The sequence below is a fragment of the Burkholderiales bacterium genome (assembly GCA_036262035.1).
Lineage (GTDB): Bacteria > Pseudomonadota > Gammaproteobacteria > Burkholderiales > SG8-41 > JAQGMV01.
The window spans coordinates 60,179-74,832 of the sequence record DATAJS010000028.1; the positions used below are offsets into that span (position 1 = coordinate 60,179).

At 68.0% G+C, this 14,654-nt stretch carries 18 protein-coding genes and 1 pseudogene; 4 read left to right on the forward strand and 15 right to left on the reverse strand.

Going from position 1 to position 14,654, the window contains the following annotated elements; all coding sequences use genetic code 11:
* Nucleotides 1-59 precede the first annotated feature (59 nt).
* From VHP37_27555 to VHP37_27605, 11 genes and pseudogenes are all read right to left on the reverse strand, one after another.
* Nucleotides 60-2,183 (reverse strand): SpoIIE family protein phosphatase, encoded by a 2,124-nt coding sequence (locus VHP37_27555; GenBank protein ID HEX2830134.1) that lies wholly within the window; start codon nt 2,181-2,183, stop codon nt 60-62.
* Between the two features lie 3 nt (nt 2,184-2,186).
* Entirely contained in the window at nt 2,187-3,146 is a 960-nt protein-coding gene (locus tag VHP37_27560) for an MBL fold metallo-hydrolase (GenBank protein ID HEX2830135.1), read from the reverse strand.
* A 2-nt stretch (nt 3,147-3,148) separates the two neighbouring features.
* Entirely contained in the window at nt 3,149-3,499 is a 351-nt protein-coding gene (locus VHP37_27565) for an STAS domain-containing protein (GenBank protein HEX2830136.1), read from the reverse strand.
* A 150-nt stretch (nt 3,500-3,649) separates the two neighbouring features.
* Nucleotides 3,650-4,057, reverse strand: coding sequence for an MAPEG family protein (locus VHP37_27570; protein HEX2830137.1), 408 nt, complete (start codon nt 4,055-4,057; stop codon nt 3,650-3,652).
* A 42-nt stretch (nt 4,058-4,099) separates the two neighbouring features.
* Nucleotides 4,100-5,206: an ATP-dependent 6-phosphofructokinase gene (locus VHP37_27575; GenBank protein HEX2830138.1), complete on the reverse strand. Its 1,107-nt coding sequence runs from the start codon at nt 5,204-5,206 to the stop codon at nt 4,100-4,102.
* A 37-nt stretch (nt 5,207-5,243) separates the two neighbouring features.
* Nucleotides 5,244-5,618, reverse strand: a complete 375-nt coding sequence (locus VHP37_27580) for a DUF423 domain-containing protein (protein ID HEX2830139.1) — start codon at nt 5,616-5,618, stop codon at nt 5,244-5,246.
* Nucleotides 5,615-6,361 (reverse strand): M48 family metalloprotease, encoded by a 747-nt coding sequence (locus VHP37_27585; GenBank protein ID HEX2830140.1) that lies wholly within the window; start codon nt 6,359-6,361, stop codon nt 5,615-5,617. The genes VHP37_27580 and VHP37_27585 overlap by 4 nt, the downstream gene beginning before the upstream one ends.
* 65 nt (nt 6,362-6,426) lie before the next feature.
* Nucleotides 6,427-7,212 (reverse strand): phytanoyl-CoA dioxygenase family protein, encoded by a 786-nt coding sequence (locus VHP37_27590; protein ID HEX2830141.1) that lies wholly within the window; start codon nt 7,210-7,212, stop codon nt 6,427-6,429.
* Nucleotides 7,212-7,559, reverse strand: coding sequence for a hypothetical protein (locus VHP37_27595; GenBank protein ID HEX2830142.1), 348 nt, complete (start codon nt 7,557-7,559; stop codon nt 7,212-7,214). The genes VHP37_27590 and VHP37_27595 overlap by 1 nt, the downstream gene beginning before the upstream one ends.
* 18 nt (nt 7,560-7,577) lie before the next feature.
* On the reverse strand, nt 7,578-8,159 hold the full coding sequence (locus tag VHP37_27600) for a hypothetical protein (protein ID HEX2830143.1): 582 nt from the start codon (nt 8,157-8,159) through the stop codon (nt 7,578-7,580).
* 113 nt (nt 8,160-8,272) lie between these two features.
* Nucleotides 8,273-8,437: pseudogene (locus VHP37_27605) on the reverse strand (thiamine pyrophosphate-binding protein).
* 88 nt (nt 8,438-8,525) lie between these two features.
* Here VHP37_27605 and VHP37_27610 point away from each other — a divergent pair.
* Both VHP37_27610 and VHP37_27615 read left to right on the forward strand, forming a co-directional pair.
* Nucleotides 8,526-9,359, forward strand: coding sequence for an aldo/keto reductase (locus tag VHP37_27610; protein ID HEX2830144.1), 834 nt, complete (start codon nt 8,526-8,528; stop codon nt 9,357-9,359).
* Between the two features lie 89 nt (nt 9,360-9,448).
* Complete coding sequence (locus VHP37_27615) at nt 9,449-10,312, forward strand: hypothetical protein (protein HEX2830145.1); 864 nt, start codon at nt 9,449-9,451, stop codon at nt 10,310-10,312.
* Here the strand turns inward: VHP37_27615 and VHP37_27620 are convergent, their stop codons facing one another.
* Nucleotides 10,313-10,507: a hypothetical protein gene (locus VHP37_27620; GenBank protein ID HEX2830146.1), complete on the reverse strand. Its 195-nt coding sequence runs from the start codon at nt 10,505-10,507 to the stop codon at nt 10,313-10,315.
* Between the two features lie 149 nt (nt 10,508-10,656).
* Here VHP37_27620 and VHP37_27625 point away from each other — a divergent pair, with 149 nt between their 5' ends.
* Nucleotides 10,657-11,685 carry a 2-dehydropantoate 2-reductase N-terminal domain-containing protein gene (locus tag VHP37_27625; GenBank protein HEX2830147.1) on the forward strand — a complete coding sequence of 343 codons (1,029 nt, stop codon included), beginning with the start codon at nt 10,657-10,659 and terminating at the stop codon, nt 11,683-11,685.
* Between the two features lie 41 nt (nt 11,686-11,726).
* Here VHP37_27625 and VHP37_27630 read toward each other — a convergent pair whose 3' ends face one another.
* A complete protein-coding gene (locus VHP37_27630) occupies nt 11,727-12,686 on the reverse strand; it encodes a tripartite tricarboxylate transporter substrate binding protein (protein ID HEX2830148.1) in 960 nt (319 codons plus the stop codon).
* A 51-nt stretch (nt 12,687-12,737) separates the two neighbouring features.
* Complete coding sequence (locus VHP37_27635) at nt 12,738-13,361, reverse strand: response regulator (GenBank protein HEX2830149.1); 624 nt, start codon at nt 13,359-13,361, stop codon at nt 12,738-12,740.
* Between the two features lie 113 nt (nt 13,362-13,474).
* On the opposite strand from VHP37_27635, the gene VHP37_27640 reads away from it, so the two are divergent.
* Nucleotides 13,475-14,305, forward strand: coding sequence for an amidohydrolase family protein (locus VHP37_27640; GenBank protein ID HEX2830150.1), 831 nt, complete (start codon nt 13,475-13,477; stop codon nt 14,303-14,305).
* A gap of 3 nt (nt 14,306-14,308) precedes the next feature.
* On the opposite strand, the gene VHP37_27645 is transcribed toward VHP37_27640, so the two are convergent.
* Nucleotides 14,309-14,647 carry a hypothetical protein gene (locus VHP37_27645; protein HEX2830151.1) on the reverse strand — a complete coding sequence of 113 codons (339 nt, stop codon included), beginning with the start codon at nt 14,645-14,647 and terminating at the stop codon, nt 14,309-14,311.
* Nucleotides 14,648-14,654 lie beyond the last annotated feature (7 nt).

Below are 14,654 nucleotides of genomic sequence, written 5' to 3' on the forward strand. Positions count from 1 at the left end.
CCCTTTGTTATGCCGGTAGTATAGCGGCGGCCTCATCGAGACGCTTGTGACGTCCGCCCTCATTGGATCGCTCCGCGCCACGAGACGAGCAGCAGCGTCTGATCGTCCGCGGGCTCGCCGCCGGCTTCGAACGCCTTGATCGCCGCGATGATCTCGTTGCCGAGCACGGTCGGATCGACGCCGCGCCGCACCGGCGATTCGAGCAGCGCGCGCAGGCGCGCGCGCCCGTAGAGCGCGCCTTCGCGGTTCATCGCCTCGGTGAAGCCGTCGGACGCGAGCACCAGCACGTCGCGAGGCTCGAGCCTCACGTGCGCTTCTTCGTACGGGAAGCCTTCGAAGACGCACAGCGGGGGACCGCCGCCTTCGTCGAGCAGCAGCGTGTCGCCCGAGCGGCGGGTGAGGATCGGCGGCTCGTGGCCGGCGTTGCAGTACGCGAGGTCGCCGGTCTTCAGGTCGATGACGAGGACGGCCATCGTCACGAACATCTGCTCGGGATTCTCGCGCGAGAGCTCTTCGTTGACGATCGACATGAGGTCGGCCGGCCCCGCGTTGCCGCGCAGCGCCGCGCTCTTGGCGAGCGCCTTGGCCACCGCCATGAACATCGCCGCCGGCAGCCCCTTGCCGGACACGTCGCCTTCGAGCACCAGGAAGCGGTCGCCGGGCAGCGTGAAGAAGTCGTAGAGGTCGCCGCCGACCTCGCGCGCGGCGCTCATCTGGGCGAAGAGCTCGATGCGCCGTTCGGTGCGCAGCACCGATTCGCGCGTCGGCAGCATGCCGGTCTGGATGCGCCGCGCGGCTTCGAGCTCGCCCGTCACGCGCGCGGCCGCCTCGCGCTCCGCCGCGAGGCGCGTGGACAGCTCGCGCCGCTGCAGGTCGAGCCCCACCAGCGTCGCCGAGAGCATGAGGCCGTAGAGCAGGGTGAGGCCGACGATCGGCGCGGTCGGATCGACGAGGATGCGCCCGAACCGGTAAGTGCCGATCCCCGCGAACGCGAGCACCAGACAGCACGCGATCAGCACCGCGAAGGACGCGCGCGGGCGCGTGCGCGGCACGGCGATGATGACGAGCGCCGCGCCGAGGAGGAACGCCGCCGATTCGAGCGGCTTCGTCCACGGCGGCCGCGTGAGCATCGCGCCTTCGTACGCGGCGTCGATCATCTGCGCGTGGATCTCGGCGCCCGAGAGCTGGTCGCCGCGCGCGGTGGTATGACGATCCGGTATCGCGACGGCGGTCACGCCGACCAGCGCGATCTTGCCCTTGAGCGTGCGCTCGAGGTTGTCCGCGACGTTCACATCGAGCTTGCTGCGCTGGTCGAGCAGATCGGCGGCCGACACGAAGCGCGACTCGTCGTGCCTGGCGAAATAAATCCACGATCTGCCGTCACGCTGCGCCGGTATGGTGCGCGTGCCGATCTGTACGCTCGCGAGGCCGCCGTCGTGCGAGATGCCGTAGGCCACGGCGTGTTCGGCGACGCGCATCGCTTCGAGCGCCAGCGTGAGCACGGGCTGGTTGCCGATGTAAGACACGATGGGGATGCGCCGCACGATGCCGCGCTCCGGCTCGGCGGTCATCATGCCGTGCCCGCTCGCGCCTTGGTCGAGGATCGGCAGGCTGCGCACCGCGCCCTCGAAGCGCAGCAGCGGAAGCTGCGTGACCTCGGTCGTACGGACGTTCGGGTCGATGGGATCGGTGGGGGCGACGCCGAGGATCACGGGATAGCGGCGGATCGCCTCGGCGAGGATCTCGTCGTTCGGGCGCAGGCGGGCAAGCTGCTCGGCGGCGCCGGGGTCACGGCGGCGCAGCGCGTCCGCAATGCGCTCGGGCGAGGAGCGGTCGGGCTCGGTGAGGAGCAGATCGACCACGATCGCCGCCGGCTGGTGCGCCGCGATGCGCTCGATGAGGCGCGCGAGGATGTCGCGCGGCCACGGCCATTGTCCGACGCGGGTCAGGCTGTCGTCGTCGATCTCGACGACGACGGCGCGCGGGTTCGGGTCGGGAATGCGCGGCAGCCACGCCTGGTACGCGTCGAACGTCGCGAGCCGCAACGGCGGCAGCGGCCATGGATCCGGCAGCAGCAGCGCGGCGGCGAAGACGATCGACAGGAAGATGCCGAGCCAGCGCCCGCGGCCGCTCGCGAGCCAGCGCCGCCAGCCGACCTGCGCGGTAGCGGCCAGCTCAGCCACCGGTCAGACCGTTATCTCGAGACCGTCGTACGCAGCCGTGACGGTGACGGCATGGTCCTCGCGCGTGATCTCTTCCAGGCGCTGGGTCTCGCGCCACACGCGCTCGATCGCGGCGTCGTCGCTCGCGGGCTCATGATGGAAGAGCACGAGATGCTTGGCTCGCGCGAGCTGGCAGAGCTCCACGCCGACGACGTTGCTCGAATGGCCCCAGTCTTCCTTGACCGACACCGTATCGGCGAGCGAGTACATCGCGTCGAAGATGACCAGATCGGCGCCATGGAAGAAATCGACGAACTTCTGGGTTTCCTCGGCGTTCTCGAGCTTGTGCTCCGAGTCGGTGGAGTAGATCACCGACCTCCCGTCGCGCTCGAGGCGGTAGCCGTAGGAATCGCCGCCGTGCACCTGCGGCTTGGGCGTGACCTTGTAGCCTGCGATCTCGTAGGTTCGGCCGGGCTCGAGCACGACGAACTCGATCTTCGCCCCCATGATCGACATGTCGACCGGGAAAGACGGCTGCGCCTGCTGGCGTCGAAACGCGTGCTCGAGCTCGGCGTGGCAGCCGTAGATGGTGATCTTGTGGCCGGGGATATAGGCCGGCGTGAAGAACGGGAATCCCATGATGTGATCCCAGTGCAGGTGCGACTGGAACACGTGGAACTCGCCGGGCGCTCCTTTCAGCTCGCGCAGCGCGTCGCCTGCGGCGGGACGCGCGCCGGAGCCCATGTCGAGCAGCACGCGCGCCGCGCCGGGGGAGCGCAGCTCGATGCAGGACGAGTTGCCGCCGAAGGTGTGCGACGTGGAAAAAGGCAGGGTGTCGACGAATGCGGCCGCTTTTTCGGGGGAATCGAGGGACTTGCCGTTACCGGCGACGAGCGCGGCGATCAGCTTGTCGCGCACACCTTTCGCCGTCAGCGCGGCGGGTATGGAGCCGCGGGTTCCCCAGAACCGGACCGTGATCGGCATCGTCAGGTCTTTTCGACCGCGGCGATCGCTTCATTCACGCCGCTGTGGCACGGCAGCACCTTGTCGAACCGGCTGATCTGGAAGATCTCGTTGACGAGAGGCTGGAGCGCGGCGACCGCGATCCTGCCGCCCGCGGAGCGCGCCTGCTTGGCCGCGAGCATCAGCACCCTCAGGCCCGCGCTTGAGATGTAGTCGACGCCCGAGAAGTCGAGCACGACCGACTCGCCCCCGGCGGCCGCGGAGCTGATCAGCGGGATGAGGCGCTCGCGAAAAGTGTCCGCGCTCGCCATGTCGATGCGGCCGGCGGGGGCCAGGACGACCGCTTTACCCGCACGTCGCTCGCTGAATTCCACGTTGCAGTTCCTCCCAGGGACGGTGTGTGATGGCGCGCAGGTGTACAGCTTCGATTGTGCGCACCGGCCATTCTCTGTCAGAGAGCGTACCTCTGACAAGTGCGCGATGCACGCGGACGCCGCAAGACAGGGAGGAATACCGCCCGCGCGTCAATCGGCCAACCAGACGGCGTGCCCGATGTATGCCTGATAGAGGCACATGAGGCCTTCGGCGATCATCACGACGAAGGTGAGCACCGCGCCCCAGTATCGCCCGAACCAGAAATGGCGATTGAACGACATCGAGTAGCCGTGCAGCACGCGGGCGAGCAGCAGCAGCATGCCGAGCGCGTGCAGCACGTAGATCGAGAAGCGGGAGAGCTCGAGGACGGCGAGCATCAGCAGCGCGAAAGGCACGTACTCGGAAAAGTTGGCGTGAGCGCGTATCGCGCGCTGCAGCGACGGGTTGCCGCCGTCGCCGAGGCTGATGCGCGCCGAGCGGCGTCGATCGACGACGCGCACCGAAAGCAACATCAGCCACAGCGCCAGCAATCCTGCATACAGGGGAGTTACGATCATCGCGGCTCCTTCCATGCCGGAGTGAACCCTCGGCTATGCCGGTTATTCCCGCGCCCTCGCGCGCTGCTCGCCCAGGTGTATGCCCAAGCCGCGCGCGGTGTGCACCAGCGCGTCGTCCGGATCGAGCGTGCGCGCGCCTATCGTGACGTCCGACAGCGGAACGTCGACCACGCCGCCGTCCTGCCATGCGACCATGCGGCCGAAGCTCCGTTTCGCGACGATGTCAACCGCATGGACGCCGAACGCCGAGGCGAGCAGCCTGTCGCGCGGCGACGGCGTGCCGCCGCGCTGGACGTGACCGAGGATGGTCACGCGAGTCTCGGCCGGGGTGTATCCCGCGAGCTTGTCGGCGAGGTAGTGCCCGATGCCGCCGTAGCGCGCGTGACCCGCGGCGTCTTTCACCGTGGCGCTCTCGCCTTCTTCGGTCTTCACACCTTCCGCGACGACGACCAGCGCGTGCGTGCGGCCCATGGCGAGGAGCTCGTTGATGCGGCGCGCGACGCCCGCGACGGTGTAGGGGAGCTCGGGTACGAGGATGATGTCGGCGCCGCCGGCGATGCCGCCGTTCATCGCGATGTGTCCGGTGTCGCGTCCCATCACTTCGAGGATCATGACGCGGTGATGGCTCGCGGCAGTGGGCTGCAGGCGGTCGAGCGCTTCGGTGACGACGTTGATCGCGGTGGCGAAACCGACGGCGACCTCGGTGCAGTACACGTCGTTGTCGATCGTCTTGGGCACGCCGACCATGCCCACGGCCGCGCGCTCGCAAAGCTGCGAGATGATGCGCATCGAGCCGTCGCCGCCGACCACGATCAGCGCATCCAGACCGAGATCGCGCGCGCCCTGCGCGAACTCAGGCGTGAAATCGCGGATGCTGCCGTCGGGCATCTCCCAGCGCAGCGGATTGCCCTTGCTCGTGGTGCCGAGGAAGGTGCCGCTCTCGCGCAGCAGGCTCGCGCCGAGGGTGTCGAGCGTGAGCTCGCGAAAGCGCGGCGGGCGGTGGATGAGGCCGGCGGTGCCATCGAGGATGCCCAGCACTTTCCAGCCGTAGCCCTGGATGGCGCGATAGGTGACCGCGCGGACGACCGCATTCAGGCCGGCGCAATCGCCGCCGCTCGTGAGCACGCCGATTGTTGTTATGTCGCTCATAGGCGGCCTTAGGCAAAGAGCGCGCCCGATACGCGCGCTAGGACTTGAGGACGGCCGCGGCGAGGCATAGCCAGCCTGCCAGGAAGGCTACGCCGCCGAGCGGCGTGACGGCGCCCAGCCAGCGGGTGCCGGTGAGCGCGAGCGCGTAAAGACTGCCCGAGAAGACCAGGATGCCGGCAACGAACAGCCAGCCTGCCGCGGCGGCGAGCGTGCCGGGCCAGCGGGTGACCGCCCACGCGCATGCGAACAGGCCGAGCGCGTGGTACATCTGATAGCGCACCGCGACCTCGAACACCGCCAGAAGGTCCGGGGCGAGACGCGATCGCAGGGCGTGCGCGCCGAAAGCGCCCGCGGCGACTCCGATGAAAGCGAAAGTCGCGCCGAGTACTACGAACAGTCTTTCCAATGTCATTGCGGTTTCTCGAGTTGCTCCCGGATGCGCGCGATGCGGTTCGCCGGACTCGGGTGCGTGCTTGCGAATTCGGGCTGGCGGCTGCCGCCCGAGGCTTTTTCGAGCTTCTGCATGACGGTGAGCTTCGCGCGCGGATCGTATCCGGCTTCCCGCATGAGACGCAAACCGAGCGTGTCCGACTCCAACTCGTCGTCGCGCCCGTGTTTCATGTTGACGAGGCTGCCGGCGAGCTGCGCAAGCTGCGTCGCGTCGTAGCTGCCGCTGCCGATCGCGATCGCGCCGACGAGGTGCTGTGTGAGCTGCTGCTTCGCGAGGTGCTCGGCGGAATGCCGCGCGAGCACGTGACCCACCTCGTGGCCCAGAACGCCGGCGACTTCGTCTTCGGTCTCGAGGAGCGCGAGCAAAGCCTCGGTAACGAAGATCTGGCCGCCCGGCAGCGCAAACGCATTGACGGTCTTGCGGTCGGCGAGCAGGTGGAAGTCGAATTTATACGGCGTGCGCGCGGCCGCGGACTGCTTCGCGATGCGCGCACCGACGCGCCTCACGCGCTGGAGCGACGCATCCGACGATACGCCCCCGAACTGCGCCGCCATCTGCGGTGCGAGCTTGCGGCCGAGCTCGACCTCCTGCTCGGCGGTGAGTTGCACACGTTGCTTCTCTCCGGTGATCGGATTGTCCGAAGTGCCGGTGCAATAGGAGAGGATCCCGAAGAGCGCGACGAGCGCGGCGACGACGGCGCGCATGAAGTGTGTCCTTTCGGCTTTCGACGACGCGTCTCGTCAGCACAAAGCGCGCCCGGAGTGACGGGTCAGTCGTACGGTCCCGGCTCGTGCTCGCCGAGCAGCCTGCGCTGGCGCTTCGTCGCCGCTTCGAGCACGCGCGCGTCGAAGCGCCAGTCGAGATACGGTGAGAAATGCTGCGCCATCTCGCGCCTGCCGTAATGCACCTGCAGCAGATAGCGCACGCCGGCGGCGCTCGTATTGTCGCTGCCCGCGTGCCACAGGTCGCTGCGGAACACGAGCGCGTCGCCGGCCGCGGCGAGCACCGCCTGCGGCGCGGTCCCGCGCCACGATGTTTCGGCCGCATGCGGCGCGCGGCCCGCGCGATGGCTGCCCGGGACGACGCGAGTCGGCGCGAGCTCGCGCGTGACGTCGTCGAGATAGTACTGGGCCGTCAGTATGAAGATCGGCACGCGCACCGCATCGGGCAGGGCGCCTTCCGGCCATGGCACCGGCGCGAAGTCCGCATGCAGCGGATCGCCGGAATAACCGGGATGGGAGCGCCACGCGGTCTCGCCGATGACGTGGCAGTCGGCGCCGAGCGCGGCTTCGGCGAGATCGACGATGCCCGGTCGGTCGAGGAACGCCAGCCAGAACGGATCGCGGTTGAAGACATTGAGATAGCGATCGAGCCGGCGGTCGGGCGCGTTGCCGCGGCCTCGCGCTTCGTCCCAGTGCCGGGGCTTGAGCGCGTCGATGCGGTCGCGCGCGGCGGCGCACTGATCCGCGGTGAGCGCGTTCGCGACCAGCGCATAGCCGTCGACGTCGAGCGCGCGCAGCATCGCGTCCGTTTCGTACACGGCGTAAGCGCGCATCAACAGCCTTCGAGCAGTGAATCGACCAGATCGCTGCGGCGGCCCGAGGTCGTGACGTTGAGGTACAGCGTCGCGGCCGAGCCCGTGCCCGCGCGCTCGAAATCGGCCGTGCCGTAGAGCACCCCGTTCTTCACCCGCACGACGACTTCGGCGCGGTCGCGGCCGGGCCGCACCTCGGCGACCAGCGCGCTGCTGTGCTCTTCGGCGTTGCGGGCGAAGCATGCGGCGGCCTGCTCCGGCGGCAGCGCGACCCGCACATGCTCGGTGGAGCCTGTCGAGGGGCGTGAGGGCGAGCCGCAGCCGGCCAGAACGGCGAAGACGACGGCGGCGAGAAGCCCGGAGCGCATGTGAGGCACCAGCACGTGCTATTCCTGCTTGATGCGCGTCAACAGCCCGTTCGCCTCGCCGCGGGTGCGGGCGAGGCGGCACTGCTCGGCCGTGAGCGTCGCGTTCGCCGGCGACGTCTCGTCGCGCATGAGGTTGCCGGCCTCGCTGCTGTGCGCGCCGCTGTCGGAGAGCACGTGCACGATCTCGTGGGCGATGGCGTGCGCGAGGTCGCGCGTGCCGTACGCGATCCATACGGTGTTCGCAAGCTCCGGCCGGCGGTTCGCGTTCGCCAGTCCGATCGCCTCCGCGTCGAACGCAGGATTATTGCGCGTGTCCTCGACGAAGAAGACCGCCGGCTTTTTCGCGTCGATCGCGCGCACGAGCTCGCGCGACACCGGGGTGTAGAAGTAGCGATAGCGCGGCACCGCGTCGAGCGCGTAGAGGTCGACGCGGTCGAGCGCGATCGCGCACTGGGCCAGCAGCTCGGCGGTCTTCGGCAGAGCGGCGGCGATCTCGTCGTTGCGCCAGCGCGTGCCGGCGAAGCTGTAGGCGTAGATGCCGAGCGTGTGCGTCGGCGCTTTGATCGCGCGCGGCGGTTGGATCGCGCGCTGCTCGGCCACGCGCACGCCCTCGACCGCCGTCGCCGGGCACGTGACGAGCGCCAGCGCGAGCGCTGCTGCGGGTCGCGGCTTCAGACGCGAAGCTCGACGAGGCAGGGCCCGCGGCGCGCGACCGCCGCGCCGGTGACCACGCCTTCGAACAGGCCGAGCACGCAGCGCATGCCTTCGACCTTGTCGAGACCGGCGACGAAGTGCATCTCCGACGTTCCGGGATTGGTGAAACACACCTCGACGCCGTTCATCACCAGCGTGCGCACCAGGCTTTCAGCGCCGTTCATCGCGCCTCCTCAACGTAGGGCACCCGCGATTATGCATGACGCGCTTCGAGGATTGCGCCGCCGCGCGCGCTCGGTTACAACCCCTGCGATGAACACCGTCACTCTACCTTCGGGCGAGCGCGTGCCGGCGCTCGGCATGGGCACCTGGTACGTGGGCGATTCCCCGGCGCGCCGCGCCGACGAGATCGCCGCGTTGCGCGCAGGGCTGGACCTGGGCGCGACGCTGATCGACACCGCCGAGATGTACGGCGAGGGCAAATCGGAGTCGCTGATCGGAGAAGCGATCGAGGGCCGTCGCGACGAGGTGTTCCTCGTGAGCAAGGTCTATCCGCACAACGCGACGCGCACAGGCGCGATCGCCGCGTGCGAGCGCAGCCTGAAACGGCTCAGGACCGACCGCATCGATCTCTATCTGCTGCACTGGCGCGGCGGCGTGCCGTTCGAGGAGACGCTGGAGGCGTTCGGGCGCCTCCGGCGCGACGGAAAGATTCGCCACTTCGGCGTCTCCAACCTCGACCGCGCCGACATGGAGGAATTCCGCGATGCGCCGGGCGGGCAGGGCGTGCAGACCGACCAGCTCCTCTACAACCTGACCCGGCGCGGCATCGAATGGGAGCTGCTGCCGTTCTTACGCGAGCGGCGCATCCCGGTGATGGCGTATTCGCCGCTCGAGCAGACGCGGTTGCTGCGCGACCGCAGGCTCGTGCAGTTCGCCCGCGACCACGGCATGACCCCGGCGCAGGCGGCGCTCGCGTGGCTGCTGGCGCGCGATGACGTCATCGCCATTCCCAAAGCGGCGAGCGTCGCGCACGTGCGCGAGAACGTCGCGGCGGCGGAGATGCGCCTCGCGCAGGCGCAGCTCGACGAGCTCGATCGCCTGTTCCCGCCGCCGAGGTCGGCGGGCGCGCTGGAAATGCTCTAGCGTCGCCGGTCCGCATTCCGCGCCTCGCTTGCGCTTTCGGCGATGCTGCGCTAATAAAACAAACCTCAATCAGGCGCAAGGAGGGGGCAATGGACGGCGTTTTCGATCGCAGCGCGGAAGATCTGGGGAATTCGGTCGGTCTCGAGCATCTCAACCTGACCGTCCCGGACCAGCAGACCGCGACGCTTTTCTACATCACGGGTCTGGGGCTGACGCGCGATCCGTATCTAGTCACCGGCCTCGAGAACATGTGGGTGAACGTCGGCCGCAACCAGTTCCACCTGCCGATCGGCAAGCCGCAGGCGATCCGCGGCCACACCGGGCTCATCATGCCCGAGCTCGATTCGCTGCAGCAGCGGCTCGAAGCCGTGCGCGAGCGCCTGAAGTCGACGAAGTTCGACTTCAGGAAAGCCGACGGCTACGTCGACGTCACCGACCCGTGGGGCGGCAAGATCCGGGTGTATGCGCCCGACCGCGCGAAATTCGGTCCGGTCGGCCTCGGCATGGCGTATCTCGCGTTCGACGTGCCGGAAGGCGCGGCGGAGGGCATCGCGCGCTTCTATCGGCAGATCATCGGCGCGCCGGCGAAAGTGGAGAAGGGCAGCGCGAAGGTCACGGTCGGCATGAACCAGCATCTGGTGTTCAACGAGACGCGCGAACTGCCGGAGTACGACGGCCACCACATCCAGCTCTACCTCGTGAACTTCTCCGGGCCGCACCGCCAGCTCGTGGAGCGCGGGCTGGTCACGGAAGAGAGCAACCAGTACCAGTATCGCTTCAAGGACATCGTGGACCCGGACGGGGGCAAGGTCCTGTACACGCTCGAGCACGAGATCCGCAGCGTGACGCATCCGCTGTACGCGAGGCCGCTGGTCAATCGCGACCCGGTGCAGACCAATCGCGATTACACGCCGGGTTACGACGCGCGGCAGTGGGCGCTGCGGACCGCGTGATCAGGAGCGGGGCTCGGGCTCGGCGGCGCGCAGCGGCGGGGGCGTGAAGCCGTTGCGCTTCGCGTCCTCGACGCAGTCGTAAAGCACCGAAAAAGTGCGCGAAGAGCAGTTGACGACCGAGCCGGTGCTTTTGTCGACGCAGCGCCACGACCAGCCGCCGGCCTTGGCTTCGCTGAATTCCCAGCTCAAGTCCATCGCAATTTCCCCCGCGCGGGCTTTGGTATCGGCGTAAGCGCCGGGTCGGCGCGCATGCCGCCGACTTTTGTCTTTCGACCAGCTTAGCATCCGGCGGCGCGGCTGGAAAAGCGGCAGAGCGCACACGCGCGGACGACGGAGAGGAACGAATGCAGCGCAAGATCGCGGTGCTCGGCGCGGGCGCCATCGGAAGCAGCATAGGCGCCGATCTCATCGAGGCCGGCTACGACGTGACGATCGTCGACCAGTGGCCGGCGCAGGTGGAGACGCTGAAAAGCGAAGGCCTGCGCGTCACGATGACCGACCGCGAAGTGCACGTGCCGGTGCAGGCCATGCATCTGTGCGATCTCGCCTCGGCGCGTCTCGCGTTCGACATCGTGTTCCTCGCGGTCAAGTCGAACGATCACCGCTGGCTTGTCGAGTTCGTCAAGCCGTACCTCAAGCCCGACGGCGTGCTCGTGCCGACGCAGAACGGCTACAACGACGACTCGATCGCCGAAGTGCTCGGGCGCAACCGGGTGGTCGGCTGCGCGCTGGAGCTGTCGGCGGAGATCTTTACGCCCGGGCGCGTCAAACGGAACACCACGCGCACGACGACGTGGTTCGGCGTCGGGGAGCTCGACGGTTACTCCACCCCGCGCGTGAAGGAGATCGCGGAGATCCTGAGCAAGGTGGCGCGCGTCGAGATCACCGGCAACATCTACGGCGCGAAATGGACCAAGCTCATCGCGAACACCATGACCATGGGACCGTTCGGGCTCACCGGCCTCGGCAACAAGGACGCCTCCGCGCTGCCGGGCATGTTCGAGATGTCGGTCGCGCTCGGGCGCGAGTCCCTCGCGGTGGGCACCGCGATGGGCCTGCGCATGGAGCCGATCTTCGGCCTGCGCGCCGACGAGTTCGCGGGGTCGGGCGACGAGATGCTGGTCGTCGCGATGAAGACGCTGCTCGGCCACATCACCAACGGCCGCACCGCGCCCATCCACGATCACATCAAGGGACGCACGAGCGAGATGGAATATATCCCCGGGCTGGTGTGCCGCAAGGGCCGCGAGCTCGGCATTCCCACGCCTTACAACGACGCGGTGGTCGCGATCGATCGCCAGATCAACGCGGGGACGCTGGCGATGGAGCCGGCGAACTTCGAGCGGCTGAAGGCGCTGGTGAAGCAGTGTTGAGTGCTTAGTGAAGGGCGATTCAACTCATCACATAACACTGATCACTGCGATAGCCTGATGTTCGCCGCTTTGACCACTTTCGCCCACTTGTCGACGTCGCGCCTGAGCACGCTGCCGAAGTAAGCCGGGCCGAGCTCGGGGAAATCGAGCCCGTCCGCGTCGAAGCGGTCCTTGATCTCTTTCGACCGCATCGCTTCGGACACCACGCCCTGCCAGCGCGCGGCGGCGTCGCGCACCAATCCTCTCGGACCGACCAGGCCGTACCACGTCAGCGCGTCGTAACCGGGCACGCCGGACTCCGCGATCGTCGGCACGCCGGGCAGCGCGCGGCTGCGTTTGGCGGTGGTGATAGAAACGACGCGCAGCTTGCCGCTGTTCATCTGCGGCACGACGACCGGCAGGCTGCCGTAGATCATGCTGATCTGTCCGGCGAGCAGGTCGGTGAGCGCCGGACCGGTGCTCTTGTAAGGCACGTGCGTGGTCTTCACGCCGGCGAGCAGATCGAAGAGCTCGCCCGAAAGATGCGCGGTGCCGCCGGTGCCCGACGAGCCGTAAGTCACTTTGCCGGGATTCGCCCTGGCGTACGCGATGAGCTCCTTCGTCGTCTTGACCGGCAGCGCGGGGTGCACCGTGATGAGATAGCCGGTCTCGCCGAGCATGCTGATGAGGGTAAAGTCGCGGACCGGATCGTAGGAGAGGCGGGAAGTCGCGGCGCTGATCGGCAGGCTTGCCGTCACCACGCCGAGCGTGTAACCGTCGGGCGCCGCGCGCACCGCCATCTCGGTGCCGATGAGTCCCCCGGCGCCGCCGCGATTGTCGACGACCACCGTCTGCTTGAGCAGCTCTCCGGCTTTCTGCGCGACGACGCGCGCGACGATGTCGGTGCCGCCGCCCGGCGCGAAGGGAACGATGAGCCGGACGGGCCGGAGCGGATAGGACTGGGCGTGCGCGGCGCAGGCGACGAGCGCTGCGGCGAGCGCCGCGGCATAACGGATTGACATCGGTACGGGCTCCTCTGGCGGAGCCCGGATACTACAACGTCTCGATAACGCTCACGCGTCGTCGAGGTGGATGCCCCACGCGCTCGTGTATATCGGCTCCCACGCGCGGTCGAAATGGCCCATCGTTCCGCCGGCTTCGAGAAACGCTTTCAGAGCCTTGATGCGCGTCGAGCGCTCGATCGCGTTGCGTGCGCTCACACGGGCGTCGGCAGCGATCGCGCGCAACTCGGCAGCGCGCCTGATCAGCTCCTCCTGGACGAGGCGTTCCTCCTCGGTCACGGCCCTGAGGTTGTCGAGCATCGCCTTCACCAGCAGGTGCTTGATCTGGCTGCGCAGCGCGCCGGGGTCGACGGGCTTCACGAGATACGCGTCCGCGCCGGCGTTGGTCGCGCGGCGGCGGTCTTCCTCGCGCGCGGCCGTCGACAGATAGACGATGGGCACGTGGCGATCGGCGCGGCGCACGTGGCGGCAGAACTGCACGCCGTCCCAGTCCGCCAGCCACTGATCGACGATGTGCAGATCGAAGACGCGGGCATTGAGGTTGCGCATCGCCTCGAATCCGTTTTCGGCGAACGTGAGCTCATGCCCCGCCAGCACCGAGCCTAGCGCCTCACGTTCGTCCGCATCTCCGATCACGCAGAGCAGTCGCGCGCGCTGCTCGACAGGGTTGTTCATGTCGTCGTCCTCCCGCTGTAACCCTCAATCCTGTCGCATCCGAACGGTGCGCGTCTGTACGGGAACGTACTGTCGGTCCTTGTTATGATCGCCCCCTCTTCAGGAGGAGCTCGATGCTGATCGTCGATTCACAAGTGCATATCTGGGGCGCCGACACGCCGGAGCGCCCGTGGCCCAAGCGCGCGGAGGCCCAGCGGCCGGTGCCGCTCGACAAGGACGACCTCTTGCGCGAGATGAACGAAGCGGGCGTCGATCGCGTCGTCATCGTGCCGCCGTCATGGGAGGGGGACCGCAACGATCTCGCCATCGAGGCCGCGACCGCGCATCCGGACCGCTTCGCGACGATGGGTCGGCTCGATCCGCAGGACCCGCGATCGCGCGGGCAGATCGCGACGTGGCGCAAGCAGCCGGGCATGCTGGGGCTGCGTTTCACGTTCCACATTCCCCAGCTGGCCAGCCTCATCACCGAAGGCCACATGGACTGGGTGTGGGGCGAGGCCGAAAAAGCCGGCGTGCCCCTCTACGTCCTCGTCCCGCATGCGCTGGTGCATCTCATCGACGACGTCGCGCAACGCTATCCCGGGCTGAAGCTGGTCATGGACCATCTCTCGCTGAACAGCAAGCAGCGCGACGCCGAAGCGTTCGGCGAGTTTGACAAGCTGCTCGCGATCGCCCGGCGTCCGAACGTCGCGGCCAAGGCGAGCGCCCTGCCGTGCTACTCGACCGACCGCTATCCGTACAAATCGCTGCACCGCTACATTCGCCAGGCGTACGACGCGTTCGGGCCGCAGCGGCTCTTCTGGGGCACCGATCTTTCGCGCTCGCCGATTCCTTACCGCCAGCACGTGACGATGTGGACCGAAGAGATTCCGTGGCTCACGGCCCAGGACAAGGAATGGATCATGGGCCGCGGCGTCTGCGAGTGGTTGGGCTGGAAGTACTGAGCGCTACTTCTTCTTCGCCCGTCGACGGGCCGGCGCCTTGCGTGCGCCGGCTTTTTTCTTCGCCGCCTTCTTCTTCGCGGCTTTTTTCTTCGCTTTCTTCTTCGTGGCCAGCCGGATCGTCGTCTTCGCCGAAGCCACGCCTTTCGGCGCTTCCCACACTTCGGTCAGCGGCTCATCCGGGACGCTCTTCCTGATGAAGCTGCGCCATTCGGAATCGAGCGTTTGCAGACCGGCGGGCGGCGCCGCGGCGCGCGGGGTCTTGACCTTTGCGGCCCGTCTGCGCTTCGGTGCGGCTTTCTTCTTCGCTTTGCGGGCGGGCTTGCTCTTCTTCTTCGCTGCCATGGGGCTC